26 protein-coding genes are annotated in these 25,487 nt (G+C 64.8%); 17 read left to right on the forward strand and 9 right to left on the reverse strand.

Annotated elements, in window-relative coordinates; translation table 11 throughout:
- Window positions 1-57: 57 nt before the first annotated feature.
- From H0P51_RS01270 to H0P51_RS01295, 6 genes are read left to right on the forward strand one after another with little or no spacing between them, the layout of a single operon-like run.
- On the forward strand, window positions 58-1,410 hold the full coding sequence (locus H0P51_RS01270) for an amidohydrolase family protein (protein WP_180916280.1): 1,353 nt from the start codon (window positions 58-60) through the stop codon (window positions 1,408-1,410).
- 2 nt (window positions 1,411-1,412) lie between these two features.
- Window positions 1,413-3,755, forward strand: a complete 2,343-nt coding sequence (locus tag H0P51_RS01275; RefSeq protein WP_180916281.1) for a CaiB/BaiF CoA-transferase family protein — start codon at window positions 1,413-1,415, stop codon at window positions 3,753-3,755.
- A gap of 1 nt (window position 3,756) precedes the next feature.
- Window positions 3,757-4,086 (forward strand): hypothetical protein, encoded by a 330-nt coding sequence (locus H0P51_RS01280; RefSeq protein ID WP_180916282.1) that lies wholly within the window; start codon window positions 3,757-3,759, stop codon window positions 4,084-4,086.
- Window positions 4,087-4,101: 15 nt separating this feature from the next.
- Complete coding sequence (locus H0P51_RS01285; RefSeq protein WP_180916283.1) at window positions 4,102-5,274, forward strand: thiolase family protein; 1,173 nt, start codon at window positions 4,102-4,104, stop codon at window positions 5,272-5,274.
- Window positions 5,271-5,702 (forward strand): Zn-ribbon domain-containing OB-fold protein, encoded by a 432-nt coding sequence (locus H0P51_RS01290; RefSeq protein ID WP_180916284.1) that lies wholly within the window; start codon window positions 5,271-5,273, stop codon window positions 5,700-5,702. Before H0P51_RS01285 ends, H0P51_RS01290 begins: the two co-directional genes overlap by 4 nt.
- A complete protein-coding gene (locus H0P51_RS01295; protein ID WP_180918662.1) occupies window positions 5,699-6,388 on the forward strand; it encodes a MarR family transcriptional regulator in 690 nt (229 codons plus the stop codon). Before H0P51_RS01290 ends, H0P51_RS01295 begins: the two co-directional genes overlap by 4 nt.
- Here H0P51_RS01295 and H0P51_RS01300 read toward each other — a convergent pair.
- Complete coding sequence (locus H0P51_RS01300; RefSeq protein ID WP_246398314.1) at window positions 6,347-7,105, reverse strand: SDR family NAD(P)-dependent oxidoreductase; 759 nt, start codon at window positions 7,103-7,105, stop codon at window positions 6,347-6,349. The genes H0P51_RS01295 and H0P51_RS01300 overlap by 42 nt on opposite strands.
- Window positions 7,106-7,166: 61 nt before the next feature.
- On the opposite strand from H0P51_RS01300, the gene H0P51_RS01305 reads away from it, so the two are divergent.
- A complete protein-coding gene (locus tag H0P51_RS01305; protein ID WP_180916285.1) occupies window positions 7,167-8,123 on the forward strand; it encodes a dipeptidase in 957 nt (318 codons plus the stop codon).
- Between the two features lie 7 nt (window positions 8,124-8,130).
- On the opposite strand, the gene H0P51_RS01310 is transcribed toward H0P51_RS01305, so the two are convergent.
- On the reverse strand, window positions 8,131-8,961 hold the full coding sequence (locus H0P51_RS01310; protein WP_180916286.1) for an alpha/beta fold hydrolase: 831 nt from the start codon (window positions 8,959-8,961) through the stop codon (window positions 8,131-8,133).
- A 65-nt stretch (window positions 8,962-9,026) separates the two neighbouring features.
- Here H0P51_RS01310 and H0P51_RS01315 point away from each other — a divergent pair, with 65 nt between their 5' ends.
- Window positions 9,027-9,632 (forward strand): TetR/AcrR family transcriptional regulator, encoded by a 606-nt coding sequence (locus H0P51_RS01315; RefSeq protein ID WP_180916287.1) that lies wholly within the window; start codon window positions 9,027-9,029, stop codon window positions 9,630-9,632.
- 50 nt (window positions 9,633-9,682) lie between these two features.
- Here H0P51_RS01315 and H0P51_RS01320 read toward each other — a convergent pair whose 3' ends face one another.
- A complete protein-coding gene (locus tag H0P51_RS01320) occupies window positions 9,683-10,621 on the reverse strand; it encodes a LysR substrate-binding domain-containing protein (RefSeq protein ID WP_180916288.1) in 939 nt (312 codons plus the stop codon).
- 70 nt (window positions 10,622-10,691) lie between these two features.
- Between H0P51_RS01320 and H0P51_RS01325 the strand changes: the two genes are divergently transcribed.
- The 3 genes from H0P51_RS01325 to H0P51_RS01335 are packed head-to-tail and all read left to right on the forward strand — an operon-like array spanning window position 10,692 to window position 13,563.
- Entirely contained in the window at window positions 10,692-11,804 is a 1,113-nt protein-coding gene (locus H0P51_RS01325; RefSeq protein ID WP_180916289.1) for a hypothetical protein, read from the forward strand.
- 29 nt (window positions 11,805-11,833) lie between these two features.
- Window positions 11,834-12,382 (forward strand): UGSC family (seleno)protein, encoded by a 549-nt coding sequence (locus H0P51_RS01330; protein ID WP_180916290.1) that lies wholly within the window; start codon window positions 11,834-11,836, stop codon window positions 12,380-12,382.
- Between the two features lie 2 nt (window positions 12,383-12,384).
- A complete protein-coding gene (locus H0P51_RS01335; RefSeq protein ID WP_180916291.1) occupies window positions 12,385-13,563 on the forward strand; it encodes a CaiB/BaiF CoA transferase family protein in 1,179 nt (392 codons plus the stop codon).
- Between the two features lie 227 nt (window positions 13,564-13,790).
- Here H0P51_RS01335 and H0P51_RS01340 read toward each other — a convergent pair whose 3' ends face one another.
- Window positions 13,791-14,330 carry a DUF3558 domain-containing protein gene (locus H0P51_RS01340; protein ID WP_180916292.1) on the reverse strand — a complete coding sequence of 180 codons (540 nt, stop codon included), beginning with the start codon at window positions 14,328-14,330 and terminating at the stop codon, window positions 13,791-13,793.
- Window positions 14,331-14,520: 190 nt separating this feature from the next.
- Here H0P51_RS01340 and H0P51_RS01345 point away from each other — a divergent pair, with 190 nt between their 5' ends.
- Window positions 14,521-14,679 carry a hypothetical protein gene (locus H0P51_RS01345; RefSeq protein ID WP_180916293.1) on the forward strand — a complete coding sequence of 53 codons (159 nt, stop codon included), beginning with the start codon at window positions 14,521-14,523 and terminating at the stop codon, window positions 14,677-14,679.
- Between the two features lie 213 nt (window positions 14,680-14,892).
- Here H0P51_RS01345 and H0P51_RS01350 read toward each other — a convergent pair whose 3' ends face one another.
- Together H0P51_RS01350 and H0P51_RS01355 are read right to left on the reverse strand one after the other, a co-directional pair.
- Window positions 14,893-15,705 (reverse strand): polysaccharide deacetylase family protein, encoded by an 813-nt coding sequence (locus tag H0P51_RS01350; protein WP_180918664.1) that lies wholly within the window; start codon window positions 15,703-15,705, stop codon window positions 14,893-14,895.
- Between the two features lie 208 nt (window positions 15,706-15,913).
- A complete protein-coding gene (locus H0P51_RS01355; protein ID WP_180916294.1) occupies window positions 15,914-16,468 on the reverse strand; it encodes a pyridoxamine 5'-phosphate oxidase family protein in 555 nt (184 codons plus the stop codon).
- Window positions 16,469-16,536: 68 nt separating this feature from the next.
- Between H0P51_RS01355 and H0P51_RS01360 the strand changes: the two genes are divergently transcribed.
- Window positions 16,537-17,187 (forward strand): TetR/AcrR family transcriptional regulator, encoded by a 651-nt coding sequence (locus H0P51_RS01360; RefSeq protein ID WP_180916295.1) that lies wholly within the window; start codon window positions 16,537-16,539, stop codon window positions 17,185-17,187.
- On the opposite strand, the gene H0P51_RS01365 is transcribed toward H0P51_RS01360, so the two are convergent.
- From H0P51_RS01365 to H0P51_RS01375, 3 genes are all read right to left on the reverse strand, one after another.
- Window positions 17,184-17,888 carry a cutinase family protein gene (locus tag H0P51_RS01365; RefSeq protein ID WP_180916296.1) on the reverse strand — a complete coding sequence of 235 codons (705 nt, stop codon included), beginning with the start codon at window positions 17,886-17,888 and terminating at the stop codon, window positions 17,184-17,186. The genes H0P51_RS01360 and H0P51_RS01365 overlap by 4 nt on opposite strands.
- Window positions 17,889-18,005: 117 nt before the next feature.
- On the reverse strand, window positions 18,006-18,983 hold the full coding sequence (locus H0P51_RS01370; protein ID WP_180916297.1) for an LLM class flavin-dependent oxidoreductase: 978 nt from the start codon (window positions 18,981-18,983) through the stop codon (window positions 18,006-18,008).
- A 2-nt stretch (window positions 18,984-18,985) separates the two neighbouring features.
- Window positions 18,986-19,624 carry a TetR/AcrR family transcriptional regulator gene (locus H0P51_RS01375; RefSeq protein WP_180916298.1) on the reverse strand — a complete coding sequence of 213 codons (639 nt, stop codon included), beginning with the start codon at window positions 19,622-19,624 and terminating at the stop codon, window positions 18,986-18,988.
- Window positions 19,625-19,741: 117 nt separating this feature from the next.
- On the opposite strand from H0P51_RS01375, the gene H0P51_RS01380 reads away from it, so the two are divergent.
- The 4 genes from H0P51_RS01380 to H0P51_RS01395 all read left to right on the forward strand — a co-directional run bounded on the left by H0P51_RS01380 (window position 19,742) and on the right by H0P51_RS01395 (window position 25,467).
- The gene (locus tag H0P51_RS01380; protein ID WP_180916299.1) at window positions 19,742-20,386 is read left to right on the forward strand and encodes a TetR/AcrR family transcriptional regulator; all 645 of its coding nucleotides are present in this window, start codon (window positions 19,742-19,744) and stop codon (window positions 20,384-20,386) included.
- 50 nt (window positions 20,387-20,436) lie between these two features.
- Window positions 20,437-22,230 (forward strand): flavin-containing monooxygenase, encoded by a 1,794-nt coding sequence (locus tag H0P51_RS01385; protein WP_180916300.1) that lies wholly within the window; start codon window positions 20,437-20,439, stop codon window positions 22,228-22,230.
- Complete coding sequence (locus H0P51_RS01390; RefSeq protein ID WP_180916301.1) at window positions 22,227-23,723, forward strand: flavin-containing monooxygenase; 1,497 nt, start codon at window positions 22,227-22,229, stop codon at window positions 23,721-23,723. The genes H0P51_RS01385 and H0P51_RS01390 overlap by 4 nt, the downstream gene beginning before the upstream one ends.
- Window positions 23,724-23,853: 130 nt before the next feature.
- Window positions 23,854-25,467 carry a PE domain-containing protein gene (locus H0P51_RS01395; protein WP_180916302.1) on the forward strand — a complete coding sequence of 538 codons (1,614 nt, stop codon included), beginning with the start codon at window positions 23,854-23,856 and terminating at the stop codon, window positions 25,465-25,467.
- Window positions 25,468-25,487 lie beyond the last annotated feature (20 nt).

Genomic DNA, 25,487 nt, shown 5'->3' on the forward strand with positions numbered 1-25,487 from the left:
TGTGACACAAATCCATGTCTACTAGTCCGTGAACCGATCGGCATGGGAGCGCGTGCAATGAACAAGGACGAGCTGATCCTGGTCAGCGTCGACGACCACATCGCCGAACCGGCCGATATGTTCGACGCGCACGTGCCGGCCAAGTACAAAGACCTCGCGCCGAGGGTGGTGGTCGAACCTGACGGGGTCCAGCAGTGGTACTACGGCGCCATCCGTGGACGCAACATGGGGCTCAACGCCGTTGCCGGCAAGCCGCGCGAGATGTACAACGTCGACGCCTCGCGTTACGACGAGATGCGGCCTGGCTGCTTCAACGTCGACGAGCGAGTGCGCGACATGAATGCGGGCGGGCAGCTGGCCGGTCTGAATTTCCCGAACTTCACCGGGTTCTCGGGGCAGGTGCTCAACCAGGGGCCCGATCGCGACGTGAACCTGGTGATGATCAAGGCCTATAACGACTGGCACATCGACGAATGGTGTGCTGCCTACCCGGGCAGATTCATTCCCTGCGGCATCCTGCCGCTCTACGACGTGGCTGAGGCGGCCAAGGAAGTAAAACGCTTGGCGGCCAAGGACTGTCACGCCGTGACGTTCTCAGAGAATCCGGAAGCGCTGCAGATGCCCAGCATCCACACCAAGTACTGGTACCCGTTGTTCGAGGCGGTCTGCGACGCCAAGACCGTGCTGTGCACTCACGTCGGATCGGCGTCGCGTTCGCCGATGGTGTCCACGGACGCACCGGCCAGTGTGATGATGACGGCGTCGTCGATGATGAGCATGTTCACCTTCACCGAGCTGATCTGGGCCGAATTCTGGTGCGACTTCCCAGAATTGAAGTTCTCGCTCACCGAGGGTGACATCGGGTGGATGCCATACTTTCTGTGGCGGGCCGAGCACGTCTACAAGCGCCACTCCGGTTGGACACTGGCCAAGTTCCCGCCCGGCTACGCCGGCCCGATCGATGTGTTCAAGCGGCACTTCTACACTTGCTTCATCAGCGACAAGGTCGGCGTGCGCAACATGGACTGGTACAACGAGGACATGGTGTGCTGGGAGTCCGACTTCCCGCATTCGGACAGCAACTGGCCGTTCGCGCCCGAGGACGTCATCGAGACTATGGGACATCTGGACGACGCCGTGATCAACAAGATCACCCACGAAAACGCTATGGCCGCATACTCGTTCGACCCCTTCCGGCACATACCCACCGACCACGCCCGGGCCGGTTACCTGCGCAGTCAAGCGACCGACGTGGACGTGGTGACGCACGTTGGCCGCGAGGCAAGTCAACGTGACCGCGACGCCTGGACCCGCATGACCACGTTCGCGCTGCAGGCACAGAGTGTCGCGGCCCCTGTGACGGTGGAAGCCGGCGGCATCGCCGGGCGCGTCACCACGCTTGGTAACTAAACGTGGCAGTCGAGGCGCCGTTTGCCGGCTGGCGGGTGCTGGAATTGTCCAATGGCATCGCCGCGGCCTACGCCGCCAAGATGTTCACCGACGCGGGCGCCGACGTGGTGAAAGTCGAATCCGCACAAGGTGATCGGCTGCGAGGATGGTCCGCCGGCGGAGGGCCGCCGGGCGCGTTGTTCGGTTATCTGGCTGCGGGCAAGCGCTCGGTGCTCGATCGCGACGAGTCGGAGGTCGCGGCGCTGCTGGCCGGGGCTGACGTGGTGTTCAGCGACCTGACCGACGGTTGGGCGCTGGACGGGCTGGCCGCGCGGACCAGCCAATCGGCGGTGGTCGTCGCTGTGACGCCGTTCGGGACAACCGGGCCCTATGTTGACGAACAACTGGTCGCCAACGAGTTCATCCTGCAGGCACTGTGCGGGTCGACGGCCGGGCGTGGGTGGCCGGATGACGCGCCGGTGCAGGCGGGCGCGCGATTGGGTGAGTGGCTGGCGGGTACCTTCGCCGCCGCCGTCGGCGCGGCAACTGCGCGCCACGCCGCCCGTGGTGGGTGCGGAGAAGTGGTCGACGTCTCGACCTACGAGGCCATGGCGATCGCGATGGGCGGACTTCCGGCCATGTCGGCCAGCGTGTTGGGTGCGGATTCGCTGTTGGGGTCCCGAAGTTTGGAACTGCCCTCGATTGTTCCTACCGCCGACGGCATGGTCGGTTTCTGCACCATCACCGCGCAGCAATTCCAGGACTTTCTGGTGCTCATCGAGCGGGACGACCTGATCGACGATCCCGAACTGGCGACGTTCGACGGACGAATCGCGCGCCGCGACGAGTTTCTCGACATGGTCACCCAGTGGACCAGCACCCGTACCACCCAACAGATCGTCGATCTGGCCGTGGCGTTTCGAATTCCAGTGGCCCCCATCGCAACCCCGGCCACCTTGCCCAGAATCGATCACTTCGTGCAGCGGGGCGTGTTCGTCGAGTCCGAGCTGGGCGTGATGCAGCCCCGGGTCCCCTACCGCGGCGAGGCCATCGCGACCAGAGTGCCTGGTAGCCCCCCCGACCTCGGCGCCGACACCGGTCGAGTGAAGTGGCCACCACGCCCCGATCGGCTCGAATCCGTTAACTCCCAATCTCTCCCGCTTTCGGGTATCCGGGTGACGGACCTGACGGCGTTCTGGGCCGGGCCGGTCGCCACCCAGTTCCTCGGCAGCCTGGGCGCCGACGTCATCAAGGTAGAGGGCGTGCGGCGACCCGATGGCATGAGGTTCTCGGCTGGTCGCCCGCCCAGCTGGGACCAATGGTGGGAATGGGGCCCGGTATTCCTGTGCAGCAATAACAACAAGCGGGGCATCAGTGTCGAACTGGGCACCGATGGCGGACGGTCCGTGGCCTTGGACCTGATATCGGCAAGTGATCTAGTGATGGAGAACTTCTCACCGCGAGTGATGGGCAACTTCGGACTGGAATGGGAAGCGGTGCGTGCCGCCAACCCGAGCGCTGTGATGGTGCGGATGCCGGCATTCGGCCTGGACGGGCCGTGGCGCGACCGGGTCGGTTTCGCGCAGACAATGGAACAGGCGACCGGCATGGCGTGGATGACCGGTCACGCGGACGGCCCGCCGCTGATTCCGCGCGGAGTGTGCGACCCCATCGCGGGGTTGCATGCTGCGTTCGCCGCCGTGGCCGGACTCGTGATCAGGGACCGCGACCACGTCGGCGTACATGTCGAGTCCACGATGGTGGAGTCCGCCCTGAACGTAGCCGCCGAAATGCTGGCGGAATACTCGCGCAACGGAATTGAGCTGCGCCGCCAGGGAAATCGCGGGCCCGGGGCAAGCCCACAGGGTGTGTACCGATGCCAGGGTGATGACGAGTGGGTCGCTCTGGCGGCCCTCGACGACGACGCCCGCACCGCGCTAAGCCGACTGGTTGGCAGACCAGACGCAGATCCCGGCGAATCCTGGTGGCGAGACCGTGCTGATGAACTCGACAAGTTGATTGAGGACTGGGCGGCGGGTCACACCGTTGCTCAGGCGGTGCGGCAACTGCGGTCTGCCGGGGTAGCCGCGGCGCCGCTGGTCGCGGCGGCCGGACTGCTCACCGACCCGCAGCTGCTGGCTCGCGGCTTCTGGGAACGGGTCGAGCATCCGGTCGCGGGGTCGTTTCTGTGCACTGGAATGCCTTTCGAGTTCGTCGGCAAGCCCAGGCGCTGGCTGCGCCGGGTGTCTCCGCTCTACGGCCAACATACGCACGAGGTGCTGGTCGGCGTATTAGGTTATGAGCAAGGTGATTTGACGCGACTGTTGGAACGCGGAATCACCGCCGCCCGGCCGGCGGGGTTGTGAAATGGCCGTCTCCCTCTGCGTACCTCCGCGGTCCGGTGAGCTGTGCGCCCCGGTGCGCTTCCTGCTGCGCCAGGACTCGTTAGTAATGGAACTAACTGCGCGTCATCGCATTATCGGTGTCGAGTGGGATGCCGCGGAGAATGCGGTGGCGATGGTCGTCGAGATCACCGACCCTCAGACCGCGCGACCGGTGGACGTGCGGATCGACGTCGTCGACGCCGGGGCGTTACCGCCCGATGCCCGGTGCACCACGATCGGCCGGATAGTGCGTGAAGGGAACGAATACGACGTCGTCGGAACCTACCTCGGCGTTGTCGCGGACGAAAACTAGGGGAAAGAGGTCGATTTGAGCGCGAACAAGCGCACCGCGGCGATAGTAGGGGTGTACAACACCGCGCAGGGTCGGCGACTCGACGGCCAAACCAGCCGAGGGCTGGCCATCGAAGCCATCCGTGGGGCGCTCGAGGACGCCGGCCTGGGCCTCGACGACGTGGACGGAATCAGCGCCAGCCCAATGTCGACCGCGCTGATCTACGACCTGCGCATCGGTCCGGCCTGGCAAGGAATGGGCTTCGGCGTCGGCATGATCACCGAGGCGGCCACCGCGATCGAACACGGCATGGCCGATGTTGTCGTGCTTGTCGCCGCGCAGGCCGGCGAATATCGCGACCACGAGGCGACCGCGCCCTGGACGCGGCCGGAGAACGAATTCGTCGCGCCCTGGGGTATGTTCACCACCGCGGAGTTCGCGCTCGTCGCCCGCCGCCACATGCACGTCTACGGCACCACGCGCGAGCAGCTGTCGATGGTGGCCGCCACCATCCGCAATAACGGGTCACGCAACCCGGAAGCCGTTTACCACCAACGTGGTCCGTTCACTGCGGACGACATCACCGCCTCCCGGCTCATCGCCGAGCCCTTCCATCTGCTCGATTGCGCTACCACTTCGGAGGGCGGTTGCGCGCTGGTGGTGGCGAACCTTGCGACGGTCGGCGAGAAGGCCACGACGACGCGTCAACCCGTCTACATCCTGGGCAGTGGCGCGGACTTTCACGGCCCGTCCTATCAGCACCCGCCGGCCTGGGACTTGTCCGGGCGTCGCCGCGATCTCGTGAACGGCGTGGTGGGTCGTCGCGCCGCCGGCCGTGCGTTCGATCACGCCGGACTGCGCCGGGAGGACGTGGACGTACTGGAGCTCTATGACCCGTTCTCGTTCGAGATCATTCGCCAGTTGGAAGCATTCGGGTTCTGCGGCGAGGGCGAGGGCGGGCCGTTCGTCGCAGACGGTCACATTGCTATCGACGGCAGTCATCCCATCACCACCGACGGAGGAACCATGTCCTTCAGCCATGCCGGGGCAAATCCGCAGATGATGCAGCGCGCGGTCCGGGCGGTGCAGCAGTTGCGGGGCGAGGCCGGCGACCTGCAAGTCCCGAATGCTCGTATTGCGTTGTGTAGCAACGGGGGAGCGGGCGCCCTGTTCACGACGGTGCTGCTCCTGGGAGACGAGCCGAGATGACTTCGGAAAGCTTGCGGCCACAGTCCGGGCCGGTACCGTACGCGAGCAGTGCGGTCAGTGGCGAGTTCTGGGCGGGCTGCCGATCCCGCGAGCTGCGCTACCAACGGTGCCCGGTGTGTGGTGTGGCCAACTTTCCGCCGACCGAATATTGTCGCGAGTGCCTCTCGGGCGAGCTGCAGTGGGCTCAAAGTGGCGGAGTCGGCGAGGTCTACAGCTGGACGGTGGTGCACCGGCCCGTCACCGCGGAGTTCGAACCACCCTACGCGCCAGCAATTGTCACCCTCGATGAGGGTTATCAGATGCTGACCAACATCATCGGCATCGCCCCGGAGCGGCTGGCGATTGGGATGCGGGTGACGGTGGACTTTCACCCCGTCGACTCCGATGTGACGCTGCCGTACTTTCGACCTTGCCCCAAGCCAGAGTGAGCCCGGCCCGCACTGCCGGCGGGCTGCCGGTCACCGCATACCTGGTGCTGGGTGTGCTCGCGGCCACCGACGAGCAGCTCACCGCCGGCGAGATAAAGATGCGCGCCGAGCTGTCTGTCGGACATTTCTATTGGTCGCCATCGGTCAGCCACGTGCGACGCGAGCTCAGCAAGTTGCTGGAAAGGTCAATGGTCAGCGAGATCGAGACCCGGCCGGGCAAGCGGACCATCACCATGTACGAAACCACCGATGTTGGGCGGGATGCGTTGCGGCGCTGGGTGCAGCACTTTCCTGGAGAAGACCAGGTAGTCATAAAACATCCCGTCATCCTGCGAACCTGGCTTGCCCGCGGCGAGGACCCGGACCGGCTGATCGACACGCTGGACCGTCATCTCGCAGCCACTCGCGCTCGGCTGGATGAGGCGTTGTGGTCGCGGCAGAGGTCCCGCGAGGTGGGCATCGTGGACGACCCCGACCAGCGCTACTCGTTCGCCGTGCTGGACTACGCGATCCGCGGGTTGTACGCGGAGATCTCCAACATCGCGCAGCTGCGCGACGAGATCGCGGTCGGCACAACGCGAGATCCGGTGCGGCGGGTTCGACGGCCCAAAGGGCGGATCCGGCGGCGCGGCGGTTCCGCGCGTTCAGGCGCCGAGCATGACCAGGCCGCCGTCGACGGCGAGTAGCTGGCCGGTGATGAACCCCGATCCAGGTCCGGATAGAAACACCAGCATCGGCCCCAGGTCGCGGGACGGGTCGCCCAGTGCACCGCCGAGCGGGATCCGGGTTTGGAGTTGCTGGTCGATGAGCGCACCGGCGTCCGGGCCGAGGAAGTCGCGCAGCCGATCGGCTCCGGGGGTTTGCACCGCCGGTGCCAGCGCGTTGACGGTGATCTTTTCCGATGCCCAGGCCTGAGCCGCCGACCGGGTCCATGCCTGCACTGCGCCCTTGGTGGCTGCGTAGACCGCCGAGATCGGGCTGCCCATAACGGCTTCGGAGGAACCGAAGTTGATGATCCGGCCGCCCTTGCCCTTCATCACCGCGTAGGCGGCCTGGTTGGTGAGGATGGTCGACTTGACGTTGGTATCCAGCAGGAATGAGATGTCCTCGGGCTCGATGTGTCCCGGAATCCCGGGCTGCCATAGACCAGCGGCGTTCACCAAAACATCCAGCCCGCCCAGGTTTTCGGCAGCTTGCTGCACCGTCGCCGTGACAGTGGCGGCGTCGCGCACATCGCACTGCAGCCACGACGCCGGCAGGTCCTGCGGCGGCGCGGTCTGATGATAGGTGGCCGCTACCTGTGCCCCGGCCTCGTTGAGTGCGGCGACCGCGGCCGCGCCGATACCGGTCGCCGCACCCGTGACCAAGATCCGCCGTCCGTGCAAAGTTGTCGTGTCTCCCACGAGGAAACGCTAACCGGAGACTTCGAGCTGCTGTGCCCCGGCTGGGGCAGTATCGATGTCCATGACGACTCTGTTCTGGGACCAGCACACTTGCCTGCCCTTGCAGACGGGTGGCGAAGTGGAACCGCTAAGCCGTTACCGACGCCGCGGGGGCGCATTCGTGTCGGTGAACGCGGGCTACTCGCCGCACAGTTTTCAAGACACGATGGCGCTGCTACGCCATTTCCGCGCAGCTGTAGCTGCCCACCCGGATCTGGAATTGGTGGTCGGTATCGACGATGTCGAGGCCATTGCGGCCCGGGACCATATCGCTGTCGTCTTCGATCTCGAGGACTCACGTCCCCTAGATGACAACCTGGACAACCTTGCCGTGCTGGCCAGGTTCGGCGTACGAACGCTGCTACCCACGTACAACCACGCAAATCGCGCTGGTAGCGGATGCCTGGATAACGAGGACGGCGGCCTGACCGCGTGGGGGCGAGCGATAGTCGCAGAGATGAACGCCGTCGGCATCGTGCCAGACGGGTCGCACTGCAGCGCCCGCACCGGGCTTGACATGTGCGAGGTGTCGAGCGGCCCGATGGTGTACAGCCACTCGTGCATGAAGGCGATTTGGGACCACCCGCGCAATATCACTGACACGCAGGCGCGCGCCTGCGCGGCCGGTGGCGGGGTCATCGGAATCACTGGTGTGGGGATTTTCCTTGGTCCCAACACGCCCACCTTGGAAGCCATGGAGCGACACCTGGACTACGCGGTCGATCTGGTCGGTATCGATCACGTCGGAATCAGCAGTGACTTCTCTTTCGACTACCAGGATTTCGTCGACGAAATCGCCCGCAATCCGCATCTGTTCGATGCGAGTTACACCCGGTGGGGGCCGATCCAATGGATGCCGCCTGAGACGCTGCTGACGCTCGGGGCTTACCTGGAGGCACGTGGGTGGGACGCGGTCGACATCGCCCTGGTCCTTGGCGGCAACTTCCACCGCGTCGCTCGACAGGCTTGGCGCACATGATGTACCGCTAGGTGCGCACGGCTACCGCGGAAAGCAGCTCGGCAAGCCGGTCCGGGCGGTCCACCATCGAGAACGTGCGGGCACCTTCGATGACTTCGAGGCGGGCGTTGGGGATGGTATCGGCCAGCCGCTGCCCGTCCTCCAGTTCGAAGAAGACGTCGTCAGCGGACCACGCGATCAGCGTGGGTTTGTCGAACTCGGGCAAGCGGGCGGCGACTGCGGTGGTGACTTCGGTGCGCAGCGACAGCGACAGCTGACGCAGATCCTCGGCGATCGCGGGATCGGACAACGCAGGTCGCACCCAGATCTCGGTCAACGCGTCAATATTGTTGTGCGCCAAACCTTCATACGCTCGTTTGCGTGCGGCCGGCAATCGGACCGTCTGGGTTGCGGCACGGAACAGGGCTTTCGACTTGGCCGCCAGGATCACCGGCTTGAGGACGGGCGGCGGAAAGTGTTCGAAAGCATCGCAACTCGTGAGGACAAGTGCGCCAAGACGTTCAGGATGATGTACCGCGACCAACTGTGTCACCACGCCGCCGGTGTCGTTGCCGACGAGAACCACGTCCTTGAGGTCAAGGGCGGCAAGCACATCGGCGACGATGCCGGCGACTCCGATGATGGTGCGATCGGCACCGGGGCGCAGCGGTTCCGGATGCGCACCGAGCGGCCAGGTTGGGGCGATGCAGTGCAGTCCGCGACTGGCAAGGCGCTCACTGACTTGTCGCCACAGTTCGCCACCCATCATGTAGCCGTGCACGAACACCACCGGCCTGCCGTCCTTGGCACCGGCTGCTTCGTAATGGATGGTCCCGGCGTTAATCTCGATCGTCGGCATGGAGAACTCCTACTAGGGGTAGATTTACAAACAGACTGTCTGTTCGTAAGTTACCAACAGGTTGTATGGAAATCAAGAGGCGCACGCAGGAAGAGCGTTCCGCGGCAACCCGCGAAGCGCTGGTTTCTGCCGCCCGCAAGCTGTGGGGACAGCGGGGCTACGCCGAGGTAGGCACACCCGAGATCGCCAGGGAAGCCGGCGTCACACGCGGCGCCATGTATCACCAATTCACCGACAAGGCAGCACTTTTCCGAGACGTTGTCGAGACGGTCGAGCAGGATGTGATGACCCGGATGGCTGGCCTGGTTGCCGCGTCGGGGGCTACGACACCCGCTGACATGATTCGTGCGTCGGTCGACGCATGGCTGGAGGTGTCCGCCGGCCCCGAGGTGCGGCAGCTGGTCCTGCTGGACGCGCCCGCTGTCCTGGGCTGGGCCGGGTTCCGCGACGTCGCGCAACGCTACAGCCTCGGTATGACTGAACAGCTGATCACCGCGGCGATCGACGCGGGCCAGCTTCCGTCGCTACCGGTCCGGCCGCTTGCCACCGTACTCATCGGCGCGCTTGACGAGGCGGCGATGGCGATCGCCACCGCCGACGACCAACGCCAGGCCCGCGAGGAGATCGGACAGGTACTGCGTTTGATGATCGATGGGATACTGGGCGGCTGACGGCCCTGGCTGTGCGCCGAATTGAAGGATCGGAGCGATCGGAATCCATGTCATCGGGCCGTCAGTTGCGGATAGCGCTCCCGCAGATCCTGTAGGTACTGCGGCGATGCCCGCACTGCGACGTCGACGAAGCTGCGCACGCTCGGCGACTGATTAGCGGTGCGCCACGCCATGGACAGCGGTCGGTGCGGCAGCGGGCCGCTTAACGGTACGAAGCGAACCCCATTGCGATTCAGGTTGATGAAAGACGTTGGTAACAAGGCTGTTCCGGCGCCCGAGGCCACCAGCGCGAGAATGGTCTGGATGCGCGGGACCTCGTCCACCACCGGCGGATCGATGTCGTGCATGCGAAACAGCTCAATCACATCGGCATAGGTGGTGGTCGCCGCGGCGCGGGTCCACAGGATCATCGACCGATGTGCGAGTTCCGCCGGCGCGATCTGATGGCGTGCGGCCAGTGAATCGTCCTCGCACACAACGGCAGCCAAGGGGTCGTCTATCAACATCTTGATGCTCAGCGAGGAGTCGTCGATCGGGCCCCGCAAGAATCCGACGTCGATGCGGTGCTCGGCCAGTTGCTCCAGCTGTTCGACACTGCCCATTTCGGCGAGATCCAGCTTGACGTCCGGATATTCCCGCCGATGCGCGCGCATGACGTAGGACAACACCCCGTCCACGGCCGCCAGCATGGCGCCGATGCTCAACTGGCCCAGCTGCCCGGCTGCCGCCCGGCGCGCGGACGTGAACGCCCGCTCGGCATGGGTAAGCGCGAGCCGGGCTTCTTCGTATAGCGCATTGCCGGCGTCGGTGAGTTCGATCGGGCGTCGGGACCGGTCTATCAGCACCGTTCCCAGCTGGCGCTCCAGCTTTTGGATCTGCTGACTCAGGGGTGGCTGCGCGATGTGTAGCCGGTCGGCGGCGCGGCCGAAGTGCCGCTCGTCGGCGACGGTCACGAAATACCGAAGCAGCCGAAGCTCCGGATCTGACATATCTATAGCATATGAAATGTGACCTAGTTTGTCTTGGACTGTGATGATGCTGCCGACTTACGGTTGCCGTATGAGCGCAACGATCACCCAGGAACGTGACCTCGTAGAGCATTACTTCGACCAGCCATGGAGTGACGGGCTGCCCGTCGTCCCACCGACACCCGAGCGTGTCGCCGCCGTACTCGACGTGTTAGGCGGGCACCCCGAGACATTGTTGGCACGCATCCCACCGCGCTGGGGCAGCCTGACTCGCGAATTGCTGGCGGTCAACATGGTGATGGCCGGTTGTAAGCCGGAGTACGCCCCCGTGGTGCGGGAGGCCATACTCGCTATGGCTGATCCACGATTCAACCTCAACGGTATCCAAGCCACCACGCACGTGGTTGCGCCGCTGATCGTGGTCAACGGGCCCATCGCAAAGCAGATCGGAATGAACTCCGGTGGAAACGTTTTCGGATCCGGTAATCGTGCCAACGCCACCATCGGCCGCGCGGTGCGGCTGATCTTGCTCAGTGTCGGCGGCGGCATCCCCGGCGAACTCGACAAGAGCACTCTGGGCCATCCTGGCAAATACACCTTCTGTATCGCCGAGAACGAAGAGGCCAGCCCCTGGGCGCCCTACCATATCGAGCACGGATACGCACCCGACGACAGCACCGTCCTGGTGATCGGCGCGGAGGCCCCCCACAGTGTCACCAACCATATTTCCGATGACCCGCAAGGGATCCTGGACTCCATCGCTTCGGCGATGAGCACCATCGCGCACAACAACGCCGTGCTCGGCGGGTCCTGCACCGTGGTGATCGGCGTGGAGCATGCCCACACTATCGCCTCTTTCGGCTGGTCACGGGACGACGTCCGGCGCTACCTGTGGCTCAACGGCACCAACGACTGGACCGACGTGAGCTACGGCAACCGCTACGCGCCGCCCGGTGGACAGACCTACAATCGCAATCTGCCCAAGTGGTATCCGCGCGAGGCGGGCCGGCAGGTACCGATCGTATTCACGCCCGACGACATTCACCTATTCGTAGCCGGCGGTTCCGCTGGACGATTCTCGGCGCTCCTGCCGGGGTGGAGCACCGCGACGACGCCGGTGCTACGTGCGGTCGAAGGAAGTGCCATGGAGCCCAATCTCGTTGCCCGCGAGCTGGACTGCCCCGATGGCGGCTGCCGACTCTGATGTCAGAACCCTGCGAGAGGAGCCAACGCATGAACGACTTCATCTATGACCCGTGCGGTGTCGTCGATGTGCAGACCATACCCACCGCCGCCCGCCCGCACGCCACTAAAGACCTGCGCCTGGGGGTGCTGAGCAATACCAAGTGGAACGCCGCCAAGCTGCTGCGCGCTACTGTACGTGAATTGAAGGACAGCGGAACGACATTCGCAACGGTCAATTTCTACGACAAGCACCACTTCTCCTCTGACGCCAGCCCCGAACTGATCGCACAGATCGCGGCCGAGAACGATATCGCGATGACGGCCATCGGCGACTGCGGCTCCTGCTGCTCGGCGTGCGTCAACGACGCGGTACGGCTGGAAGCAGCAGGGTTGCCGACGGTGGCCATCGTGACAACGGAATTCGAGCACGAGGCTCGGCTACAGCGCGAAGCACGCGGTATGGCCGAGCTGGAACCGGCGGTCGCTACGCACCCGATCAGCAGCCTGACCCTGGATCAGCTCGACGGTAGGGCGGCCGAGATCGCACCGCAAGCGCGCCGTATCTGGTTCGGCGCCCAGGTGGAGACAGCGTCGTAGCGATGAACACGGCTGCGGTGGGACCGCTTTCGCCAGTGCTGGTCGCCGATTTCTCCCGGGTCCTTGCCGGGCCGTTCTGCACAATGACCCTCGGCGACCTGGGGGCCGAGATCGTGAAGGTGGAACGCCCGGGCGGCGACGACACCCGAGCATGGGGCCCGCCGTTCGTCGACGGCGAGAGCACCTACTTTCTGGGTGTCAACCGCAACAAGCGCAGCATCGTCCTGGATCTGCGCGACCCCGAGGACCTCGCGGTCGCCAGGTCTCTGACCGAGCGAGCCGACGTTGTGGTGGAGAACTTCCGGCCCGGCACCATGGCCCGATTCGGGCTTGACGAGCCGACCCTCCGTCAGGCCAACCCTGCCGTTGTTTACTGCAGCATCTCGGCATTCGGCACTGGCGCCGGGCACGAGCTGGCCGGCTACGACCTGTTGGTCCAGGCGCTGGGCGGGTTGATGAGCATCACCGGGTCCGACGCTGATCATCCGACCAAAGTCGGCGTGGCATTGGTGGATGTGCTCGCGGGACTATTCGCGACCGTAGGTATCCTGGCGGCGTTACGGGAGCGTGACCGGACCGGACTCGGCCAACGCGTCGAGATTGACCTGATGTCGTCACTGCTTGCGGCCCTGGCCAATCAGTCCGCCAGTTACGTTGTGGCCGGAGAGGTCCCACGTGCTATGGGTAATGGCCACGCCAGCATCGCCCCTTACGACAGCTACCAGACTGGCGATGGTGCGATCGTCCTGGCGGTCGGCAACGACAAGCAGTTCACCCAACTCTGCCACGCGCTGAGTATTTCCGAACTAGCGCACGATCGGCAGTTCTCGACCAACGAACTGCGCGTGCACAATCGGGAGTTGCTGCGTGAACACCTCGAGCGCGCGTTGGCACCCAACTCAGCAGCTCACTGGTCGACAATACTTCCGGCACTGGGCATCCCCGCCGGCATGGTCAACGACATCGCAGGAGCCTTCGCGTTGGCCGAACAGTTGGGATTGCATCCGATCCACGACACCGACGACGGTGAGCACCTCGGCCGTCAGGTCGCCAGCCCGATCAAGCTCTCCGCCACGCCGGTGACGTATCGGACCAGGGCTCCGCGGCTGGGCCAGCACAGCAATGACATTCGAAGCTGGCTCTCGCGGCTCGCGCCGGGCGCAGCAACATCCATCCGCTAGGCTGCCGGGCACCGAACGGCGTGTGATGGCAACTTGACCAGCTGCATCAAGGAAATGTGGCCGAAGTCCATCGGTGGCGGCCGGTATTTCGGCGGATGGACCTACCCCACCTCCTGAAAACCACCGTCCGGAAACGGACTACATCTTGCTGGCCGGTACCGCGGGCTAGTTCTGCGCCGCGCGCAACGACTAATACATCAACTTCGCCACAACGTGGCCGTGACGGGTCACTTTGCGGCAGCGATACTTTGGCGCGCCAGTTCGGTAGCTATGTCGCACGGGTTGGGAAATGGCTTCCTATTGAATTGGATCGACCATTCGAAGAAGTCGTCCTGGAACTGGATGGCCACGTCGCACAGCCGGGCACCGAGCCGGTCGGTGGCCACGGCGACAAACCCGCTGTGTCCGTCGATGGTGATGTTGTCGACCGAGGTCCGGGTCAGATCTTCGTTCTTGCGCTCACGGCCGATGGGGCTACCGCGGAACCAGCTGAACGAAAACCACGGGCCGCTGATGCTGCCGTTGACCAGCCACTGACAGCCCAAGGAATTTCGGGCGGTGAGGACCAACCCCGCGGTGCCGGTCAGCTGGGCGACCGTCTGGTCGCTTACGCCCCCGCATTCCGGGAAGAACGGGCCGTGCGAGGCCTGCTTTGTGGTGCGGGGCGACGGCCGCGGCTGATCAGCGGAGTTGTGTGTCCCGCCGGGGCACGCGGCCAATAGCGGCACCGTGGCAGTAAGGACCGCCGAATACGCTACCTTCTTCATCCGCCGAACGCGCTGTTCATTCGCGTTGTGACGGTGTCGTCGAGGCGGCTGTAGCTGCACGGTCTCCTCCCTGCTGGACGGGCACCCTCCATCTTGGCCGACAGCTCGGCATATCACCTAAATAAGTGGCGACGCTCCGAATCCGTCACGGTGTTTGGCAGCGGCCGCGGGTTCGTAGCGGACAGGATCGGTGACTTCGTCCCGGACGGCGGGAGATCTGCGCCAGGTTCGCACGAAAGCTTGGTATGTCGTCAACGACCTCGGTATAGAAGCCGAAATCCTCGACGGTGTCGACGTAGGCGATGCGATGCCGGGATCGGTCATCTCAGAGACGATTTCGTATCCGTGATCCCGAAAGTGTCGTTTCTTGGCGACGAAGTCCATTGTCACCGTGCATAGTTGGTGAATGCCGCCGGCCGGGGGCGCCGCATCGACAACGAATCCGATTTGGAACAGCCGGTATTCGCCCTCGGGCCAGGCCGGTACCCTCGGCGTTGACACGTAGAGCGCCTTCATAATCTTCGGAGCTGGAGTCGGCTTGCCGCGGAAGCGACCGCCGCGGTCAGGGTGTCTTGAGGAAGACGTCGTTGAAGGTGACGGTGCGCAGATTGCGCGCGCGGATGATGTCGATCAGCTGGGGATAGACGTGCGTGACGGGCAGATGGTTGAGATGGCCGATCACGATGGCCTGCGGGGTGAAGTACTGGTCGGCCATCTTGACGATGTATTCCTCGGTGATCAGCGTCGAATCCGACAGTGATCCCGACCATAGCACCGGCACGCTGTAGCCGAGGTCGGCGGCCACCGCGTCGACGGCCGCATTGTGCTTGGCGTAGGGCGGGCGCCAATACGGTTTGGCGCCAACACCGTACGTCTTCTTGAGGAAGTCGTCGTTGCGAGTGAGCTGTTTGGCGATATCACCTTTGCTCAGCGTGGTCAGGTCGGGATGCGACCAGGTGTGGTTGCCAAGTTCGATCTGCCCCGAATCGACCAGCGGGCGCAGTGTGGCCAGGTTGTCGGTCCAGGAGTCGTACGTCCCGTTGACGAAGAAGGTCAGCCGGATGCCGGTGTCTTTGGCGAACTGGGTGTAGGCGGCCACGACTTCGGAGTTCGTGCCGTCGTCGACCGTCAGGGCCAGCAGATCACCGCTGCCGGGAAGCTGGCTCAGTACGCCACCCCCGGGCAGTCGGACTCGTGAACTCGGCGGTGGCGGCGGCAACAGCCCTGCGACGGTAGGACCAGGAGGTGGGGGAGCCGCCGCGGCGGCGGGCGTCTGAGCGAACGTGCGCGGCTGGGGGTCAACCATGCAGCGAGCCAGGCCCACGCTGGCGACGGTCGATGCGGCGAGGGATCCGAGGAAGCGGCGTCTGCTCAGCTCAGACATTCGACGGTCACAATCGAGCAGGTCCGCGACCCGATGCGCCACGAAGCGGGCAGGCCCGCGTTCGGGTTGCCAGGGTTGACACGCGACGACACCACAGCAGCGAACCGTACCATGACCAGCGCCGATACGCGGTGTTCGCAGCGGGCGGGTCGCTCACAGTCGTTGCGTCTGCCGTCACCACTAGACCTGCAATCGGTTCTTACTCGGGGTCGGCGGTGTCCCAGGGCACCACGCCGGAAACCCAGTGCGACAGTTCCTCGACCTGATCGTTGCGATGCAGGTGGCGCGGCGGGGTGGCAAAGGTCGAGTACGGTCGGCACCGGATCACCACGCGGTTCTCGCGGTCGCACATCGCCTCGACGGACGGGCGTGCCTCTTCGCCCAGCGGCTGGCCGGACATCCGCCCCGCGACCGCCATCATCACGTCGACCGCCAGGGCACGATCGGAGTCCAGAATCGCGTCGGCGTACACCTGCAGGTAGGTGAACGGCCAGCGCTCGTCGAGCACGCACAAGCTGATCTTGCCGTCGCGTTCAATGATTCGGGCCTTGCCGCGACCGGCCATGGTGGACACCAGCAATTCGTCGTCGTCGGTCGGGATGTAGTAGACGACCGACATCGCCGGCCCGTCGTTGCGGCGGCGGTAGCCGAAGACTGCGGTTCGGTGGGTGCGGACGAACTCGCGTCGCTCCGAGGGGAGCATGTCACGGTCGGTGGGGGCCGTGAACGGCTCCGCGGCCAGCGCAAGAAGCATGACGGAACATCCTTGAGGCAGGGGCGTTGATCCGAGTTTCAAATTATGGATACAGTGTGTCCATTAATATGGACGATGTCAACTTCGCCAGGCCCCGCGGGCGCCCGCCGCTGCCGTTTGACCGGATCCTCGGTACCGCACTCGATCTCGTGGACGAATGCGGCGCTGATGCGCTGTCGATGCGATCGTTGGCGCAGCGCCTCGGCTCGGGTACCGCCACGTTGTACCGACATTTCGGCGACCGGGCAGAACTGATCGCCATGGTCGTCGACCGGATGCTCGGTGAAGTGACGATAGACGCGCGGCAACCCTGGGATCGCGCGTGTATCGCGTTTGCGCACAGTATGTTTGATGCGCTGAGTCGCCACGGCAATGTTGCGTCGTTGCTTGTCGGCCACGTGCCGATGGGCGCCAACGCGCTAGCCCATCGCGAAGCGGTGCTATCGCTACTGCTCGAAAACGGCTTCAGCGGGCGCACCGCCGCGCGCACTTACGCCACCCTGTCGCGCTACGTCCTCGGATTCGCGATGCAGGTTCGGGGTTCAGCGTCCACCGAACGCGACGAAGACGAGCTAGCGGCGGCGTTTGGACGACTGGACCCCGAGCGGTACCCCGCGACGTCGGCCGCCGCCGGCGCACTGCCGGTGTCGCTGGCCGACGAGTTCGATTTCGGGCTGCGACTGCTGGTGTCCGGACTGCGCCGGCTCGAGCCGCGTTAGTTGCCGAAACCGGCCGGGGCGGGCGGTGGGCCCCCGAGGTGCGCGGCGGCGAATGCGACGCCCTGGTCGATCATCGCGCCGTCATCCGCGTACGAATTGTGCGCGGCGAAGTTCATGCCCTCCGAACACACCGGGTCGTCTGGTGCGCACACCTTCAGCGTCTTGGCTTGATACAGCGGACCGATGGCGACTGCCGGCTGGCCGAGAAATTCCATGGCCCGCACGTTGGGCGTCCCGAACAGCACGACCGAGGAGACGTGGTCGGCGACAGCGGGATCCAATGGTTTGGGCACGGTGGCCGGGTCGACTCCGTCGGGGACCTTGGCGGACGTGACGAATCCCATCACCGCCGCGCCCTGGGAGAAGCCGGAGAGCACCATCTTCGTCTTCGGGCAGGCCGTCGCCATCGAGTTGACGTGCGCCCCGGCGTCGCGGATGCCATCGATGCCGGTTGCCCACTCCTCACTCGCGGGATAGTTGACCGAGTACACGCCCAGCGATTGCGTGCCTATTCGTGGTCGCAGAGCGTCGACGAAGGCCTGCCCGGTCGCGCCCAGACCTTCCTCGCCGGTACCGCGCGCATAGACCACCTCGACATCGGGGCAAGGCTCTGCTGACGCGGACGGCATCGGGATTGACAACATTGCCGAACTCACGCCCGCGGCGACAACGGCCGCGGAACCAATAAACCTACCGATCATGGATACATATTTTGCCCACCTAACAGCATCCCAAACCACCCCTTACCCACCGAGGACGAGAAATTTCTCCCGATTTAACGCGGTGGTGTTGTTGATAGATGACAAGGCGAGGAGCAACTAGATGCGTGGGAGCACCTCGTCCACCAGTCGATGCAAGCTGGCCCAGCCTTCGTCGATAGGCAGCCCGCCGATCAACGGGTTTATCACGACATCCGTTCTGCCGCTCCCAATCTGGTCGACCAGTTGGTCGGGAGTGAGGATCTCCACCTGGTTGAGCCGACGCAGTTCCTCGACCGAGGCCGCGGGCGTTTCGTTGGGCCTGCGCACACCTTCACGTTTCCAAGCGCTGTACTCGGCTGTCTCGTTCATGATGAATCCGCCGTAACGCGCCCAGGCTTCGTCCGGGTCGGGGTGCAGCAGCGTGACGGTACTCCCATTCTCCGGGTAGTAGGCGAAGCCGGTCTTACCCTGAATCTCCAACTCCCTCTCGTACAGAGTCACCAACTCGGGCATCGCCATCGGGGGTGAGAACGGCAGCCCGAAACGTGCCGCCCGCCGTGCCGCCGCGGCCGTCATACCGCCGACGAAGAAGAACGGGTGCGGACGGGTGTACGGCTTGGGTGTGACGTTGACCACGGCCCCGTCGTACTCGAAAGGCTCGTCGCCCCAGGCCTTCAACAACACCGAGAGGCAATGGTCCATCAGTGCCCCGCGCTGTGACCAGTCTTTGCCGGCCGCGTGGTACTCCTCGGGGCGGTAGCCCAATCCGGCCACGAAGCTGAACCGGCCCTGGGTCAGGTTGTCGAGCACGGCGATGTCCTCGGCCAGTCGAATCGGATCGTAGAGCGGCACAATAAGAGCGTTGATGCTCAGGCGGGCATTCCGGGTGCGCCCCCCGATCGCCGCGGCCAGGATCAGCGGTGACGGCAGCCATCCCGTGGCGGCCAGGTGGTGTTCTTCGCCGCTGATCGCAGTGAAGCCGCTGCGGTCCGCGAACTCCGCCATGTCCAGCGCGGCCAGGTATCGGTCGCCGTGACGTGCCGCGGGGTCGGCGATGTTGGTCATGTTGAGTCGCAGCGCGGTGAGCAGGCCCATCGTCACGCGCTAGCGGTGGGTGTGGCGAACAACGTCCCGCGCAGTAGTTGTTTAGCGGAGTCCAGCGTCGCGGCGTAGGCATCCGCGGGCAGGCGCGCCGCCTGCTCCGACAGCCCGCGGGTGAGGGCACAGATGGCATCTACCGCGGCGGTCACGCTGGTCTCGGAGAGCAGCGCACCGTGGGCTCGGGCATCCTCGACGATTTCGGTGACGACAACGCGCAGGGCTTTGGACCCGGGATAGCTCGGACCGGTGTGTCGTAGCCGGGTGCTGCCTTGCGCGCGCCTCGCTCGCAGAAACGTCGCCAGCGACGGATGGTCGCGATTCAACAATCTCGACTCGTCCAGCACCGCTTCGAGCCGGTCGGTGATGTCGTCGGAGCGAGCGGCGGCGGCGCGCAGCCGCGGCAAGACGATACGTTCGATCTCATCGTCAGTGGCTTTGAGTAGATCGGCCTTGTTGGGGAAATAGTGATACAAGCTGCCGCTGGTCATGCCGGCTGCCCGGGCGATCTCGCGGATCGATGCGCGCGAATACCCGACTTCGGCAACACAGCGCATCGCCGCGTCGATGATGCGCAGCCGCGTCTGCTCGCCGACCGCGCCGGCCGGACGACCGAGTGCAGTTGGGCCGCCCGCCATCCCGGATACCTCCGCAGCCGCCATAATTAATTGATCGGTCGAATATATTTGACCATGGTCCGCGCCCCCGGTGCGGCTCCCTGATATGGCTGACGCTCAAGTGAGGACTCCACCGGCATGACCCGGACACAGCTGGGCCGTCCCGTCGGCGCCAGCGGCGAAGAGACCCGGCAGCGCATCATCGTTGCCACTATGCGGTGCGTCGCGGAGGTCGGCTATGCGAAGGCGACGATCCGAGAGATCGCCCGGATGGCTGGCGTGACCAGCGCCAGCCTGTACAACTATTTCCCGAACAAGTCGGAGCTGATGAAGGCGACGATCGCGGCCCGCGGCGAGGTCGCCATGCCGCGCCTTCAGCAGGCCGCCCAGGGGTCCGGAGGGGTGGTCGACCGGATTGCCGCGGTGCTCGACGAATGTGGTCATCTCATGCGCGAGTATCCGGATCTGGCCGCGTTCGAGTGGGCGATTCGGGCCGAGCACACCGAAATCGCGGCCGGGCTCGACCATTCCCACACCGAAGGCCCGCGGTTCGAAACGTTCCGCGAGATCATCGCGGGCGTCGTCGACGACGCCTATCGCAACGGCGAGCTGCGCGACCGGCAAGATTCGGGCAGCGCCGTCGATGCCGTCTACGCGCTCGTTTACGGCTTGACCGAATTGGCGGCCGCCGTGTCGCCGCACGACTACCAGGCCGCGTTGGGCGCTGCCAAAGTGCTGGTCAGAGGATCGTTGTTCGGGTCGGGGCGGCCTGCCGACACTTGATACGATCAACCGATTGATTAGGTCGGGCCCACGGAGAGTGAGGTCGAAGCTTGACCGAGACTGTGGGGAGCACGCTGGACGTCGAGGCGCTGCGTCGGAAGTATGCCGAGGAGCGGGCCCGGCGGTTACGACCCGACGGGATCGCGCAGTATGTGGAGACCGCGGGGGAGTTCGCGAGTTTCGCCGAGGATCCTTGGACGGACCATACGTTCGCGCGTGACCCCCTCACCGACGAAGTGGACGTCGCGATCGTCGGCGCCGGCTTCGGTGGGTTGCTCACTGCTGTGCGATTGCGGGAACTCGGTGTCGCGAGCATCCGGCTGATCGATCGGGCCGCAGACGTCGGCGGCACCTGGTATTGGAATCGCTACCCGGGCATCGCCTGCGACGTCGAGTCCTACGTGTACATCCCGCTGCTCGAAGAGCTCGGCTACATCCCGGAATACAAGTACGCCCCGGGCGCGGAGATCTTTGCGCACTGCAGGCGCATCGCCGAGCATTACGACCTGTACCGCAATGCCTGCCTGAAGACCGATGTCCATCAAATACGCTGGAATGCAGACACTTCCCGCTGGATCATCAAGACCAATCACGGTGATGTGATGCGGGCGAAATTCGTCTCGATGGCTAACGGCTATCAGGCCAAGCCCAAATTGCCCGGTATCCCCGGCATCAGTACTTTCCGCGGCCACATGTTCCATACCAGCCGGTGGGACTACGCCTATACCGGCGAGAGCCTGGAGAACCTGACCGGCAAGCGGGTCGGCATCATCGGTACCGGAGCGACCGCGGTGCAGTGCGTGCCGCACCTGGCCGTGGCGGCGCAGCGGCTGTATGTTTTCCAGCGCACACCCTCGTCGGTCGATGTGCGCGCCAACAGCCCGACAGATCCACAGTGGGCCAACACCTTACGGCCCGGTTGGCAGCGCGAACGCATCCAGAACTTCCAGATCCTGACCTCCGGCGGGCAGGCGGAGCGAGATCTGGTTGCCGACGCCTGGACGAGCATCACCCGCAAGCTGCCGGTGATGCGACACGACACCGACACGACCCTCAGTCCCGAGCAACGGACCCGCGACATCGAACTCGCCGACTTCGCAAAGATGGATGAGATCCGCGCGAGGGTGGCCGACATCGTGGTCGATCACGCCACCGCGGAGGCGCTCAAGCCGTGGTACGGGTACTTCTGCAAACGGCCTTGTTTCCACGATGACTACCTACAGACGTTCAACCGCGACAACGTGACTCTGGTAGACACGCGTGGTCTGGGCGTGCAAGAGATCACCGAGGCGGGTGTGGTTGTCGATGGCGTGACGTATGAGCTCGATTGTTTGATCTTCGCCACGGGTTTCGAGGTGGGCACCGACTACTGTCGCCGCAGCGGCTTCGAGTTGGTCGGCCGCGACGGCGTGTCTCTGACCGAACGGTGGCGCGACGGGGTCCGCACCTTTCAGGGTTTGTGCGCCAACGGTTTTCCGAACTGCTTCATCGAAAGCATCGCCCAGGCGGGGTTGACGGTGAACTTCCCTTACCTACTCGACGTGCAGGCCACCCACGCCGCGTGGATCATCGCGTGGGCCCTGGAACACGGTGTCTGCGAGGTCGAGCCGTCGGCCGCCGCCGAAGCCGCCTGGGTGGACACGGTGCTGCAGCGGTCGGCGGCGACCACCCAGCGGGCCAAAACTTGCACACCCGGCTATTACAACCGAGAAGGTAAGGCGGACAACAAGACTCGGCAGGGCAGCTTCTTCTTCGGTGGGCCTACTGAATATGCCGACATTCTTCAGGCGTGGCGTGCGGCCGGGGACCTCGAGGGTTTCGAGTTGCGTAGAGATCACCCGTGATCGGCCGGGGCCGATATGTTCTGGGGCGGCTGCGGGCCGCGACCCGGCGTCGGCGCGCACCCAAGGTAGCGATCATCGGGGCGGGGTTCGGTGGACTCGGAGCCGCGGTGGCATTGCGACGCGTTGGTATCGACGATCTGGTGATCCTCGAGGCTGCCGACGGTGTTGGGGGTACGTGGCGACGCAACACCTACCCGGGCGCCGCGTGTGACATCCAGAGTCACCTCTACTCGTTTTCGTTCGCGCCCAACAAGTCCTGGAGTCGAACCTACGCCCGGCAACCGGAGATCTTGGCCTATCTGGAGTCGGTTGCCGACGACTTCGACCTGCGCCGCCATCTGATGCTCGGCACCAGGGCGACCTCGGCCCGCTGGAACGGCGTGCGTTGGGACCTGTCTTTGGGCCATGGTGAGGTGTTGACCGTCGACGTCGTCGTCTGCGCGGTCGGACTGTTCGGCGCGTTGCGGTTCCCGGACATTCCGGGCCTCGATGATTTCGCCGGCACGCTGATGCACACCGCGCAGTGGGACCCAGGCGTGGACCTGGCCGGAAAGAACGTGGCGGTAATCGGTACCGGGGCAAGCGGGGTGCAGGTCATCCCCGAACTGGCCAAGGCCGCGGCGCACTTGACGGTGTTTCAGCGGACGCCGCCGTGGATGGTCCCCAAGGACGATCGTCCTTACAGCGCAACTGAATTGGCGCGATTTCGGCGCGACCCGCTGGCTACCCGCCGCACCCGGTGGCAGATCTGGAAGTTCCAGCACGACAACACCGCGACCATGGCCGACGATCCGGTGGTGGCCGCCCGCTCACAATTCGCGACGTCGTTCTTGGAGCGCGTCGTGCCCGATGAGCGGCTGCGGGAGGCCTTGAGGCCGGACTATCCGTTCCGGTGCAAGCGGGTGCTGTTGGGAGACGATTTCTACCGGGCGCTGCAGCGCGACAACGTCGACCTGGTGACCGATCCCATCGACCGGGTGACGGCGACTTCGGTGGTCACCGCTTCGGGTGGCGCGGTCGACGTTGACGCTGTGGTGTTGGCCACGGGATTCGAGACGTCGCAGTACCTGTCGGGCATCGAGGTGATCGGCCGGCACGGGCAGCGCCTACATGAACGGTGGGGAGCGGACCCCAGCGCCTACCTCGGTGCGGCCGTGGCCGGATTCCCGAACTTCTTCATTCTCTATGGGCCGAACACCAACCAGGGCGGCAATTCGATCGTCTACATCCTTGAGGCCGGGGCCCGGCTGGCGGCCAGCGCCATCACCCGGATTGCCCGTCGCGGGGGCTATCTGGATGTTCGCCCGGAAGCCGAGAAGCGATACAACGACCAGCTCTCGGCGGATCTCGAGCGCACCATCTGGACTCAGTGCACCAGTTATTTTCGTTCGCCGACCGGCCGCATCGTGACGCAGTGGCCGTACACGGAACTCGAGTATGCGCGCCGCACCTGGCGAGTACGCGGCGCGGACTGGGTGCACTGCCGAAATTGACGCCTGGCGGTTGGGCCCATGCCTGATAAATTATCAATCAGTTGATTAATCTGCTGAAAAAGCGAGTTCACGGCCGCGGCCCGAGTATACGATCAATTGATTGATTATTTACGCGCTCGGAAGGTCAGCTATGTCTTACGTGGTTGCGGTAGTGGAGTCAGCACAAACGGCATCGGCGGAGTTGATGCATGTCGGCGCAGCGCTGAGTTATGCGAATGCCGCGGCCGCACCGCCGACGACAGCGATCGCGGCCACCGCGGCGGATGAGGTATCGGTGGCTGTGGCGGCGCTGTTCGCCGGCCATGCTCAGGATTATCAAGAGCTCAGCACCCGATTCGAGGCGTCTTACCAGCGGTTCGTACAGCTGCTGAGCACCGGTGCCGGCAGCTATGCCACGGCGGAATCGGTCAATGCCGACCAGCTGGGCCAGACGGTGCTCGAGGTGGTCAACGCGCCGGCCCGCACGCTGCTGGGCCGACCTTTGATCGGCAATGGCGCCGATGGGGCGTCCGGTACCGGGCAGGACGGCGGGGCAGGCGGCCTGCTGTTCGGCGACGGCGGCAAAGGCGGTTCTGGCGCCCCCGGACAGACTGGCGGCAACGGCGGCAGCGCCGGTCTGATCGGCAATGGGGGTGCCGGCGGCCAGGGCGGGACGGCCGCGGATGCCAGTAAACCGGCACCCGTGGGCGGCAACGGCGGCAACGGCGGCTTATTGGTGGGCGACGGCGGCAACGGCGGGACCGGTGGTACGGGTAGCACCGCCGGCGCCGGCGGCGCCGGCGGGTCCGGCGGACGGTTCGCCGGTCACGATGGGGCCAGCGGAGCGACCGGAACCAAAATCAACGCCCCCACGAATCCCACCAACCCAACCAACCCGTCGGGCCAGAACGCCGTCGATGCCGCCAAAGACGGTGTCCTCAGTTCGTCCAGCGGCGGGACCATCACCAACAGCAATCTCAAAGAAATCTCCGGCATCGACGCGGGCATCAACAATCCGAATGTCTACTGGGTGCACAACGATTCCGGCGACTCGGCCCGCATCTTCGCGGTCGACGCCAAGACCGGGCAGACCTTGGCGACTTATACGCTGCAGGGCGCTACCGCGACCGACTGGGAGGACATCGAGGTCGCCCGAGGAGCCGACGGCAAGTCCTACATCTACGTCGGTGACACCGGCGACAACGGTCACTCGCGCAGCAGCGTGACTGTTTACCGGGTGGAAGAGCCCGCGGTCACCGGCACCGCCAGCAACCAAAGCAACGGGGCCCTCAACGGAGTCGAACAGCTCAAGCTGACCTACCCTGGCGGCGAAAAGATCAACTCCGAGGCACTGGCCGTCGATCCTCAGTCGCACAAGCTGATCGTCATCGAAAAGACCGATGGCGACGTCTCCCGAGTGTTCGCGACGGAGGACAGCGGCTACAGCGCCGTCGGCATGAGCAGCAGTAGGTTACTGACCAAGGTCGCGACACTGGATCTTTCTGATGCCAATTCCCAACTTGTCACCAGTGCCGACTTCTCGCCTGACGGGTCTGAACTGGCCGTCCGGACCTACGACGACGTCCTGTTATGGAACCGGACCACCGGCACCACCGCCTGGTCGCCGTTCAGCCAGCGACCGGTCGACGGACCGCTCGCTGGCGAGCAGCAAGGCGAGGCGATCGCCTTCCACCCCGAGGGGAATGGCTATGTCACCATCAGCGAAGGGATCAACCAGACGCTGCACGAGTACACGATCCGCTGATCCCACGATCTTCCGGCCGG

Origin of the sequence: Mycobacterium vicinigordonae (assembly GCF_013466425.1) — a bacterium.
Lineage (GTDB): Bacteria > Actinomycetota > Actinomycetes > Mycobacteriales > Mycobacteriaceae > Mycobacterium > Mycobacterium vicinigordonae.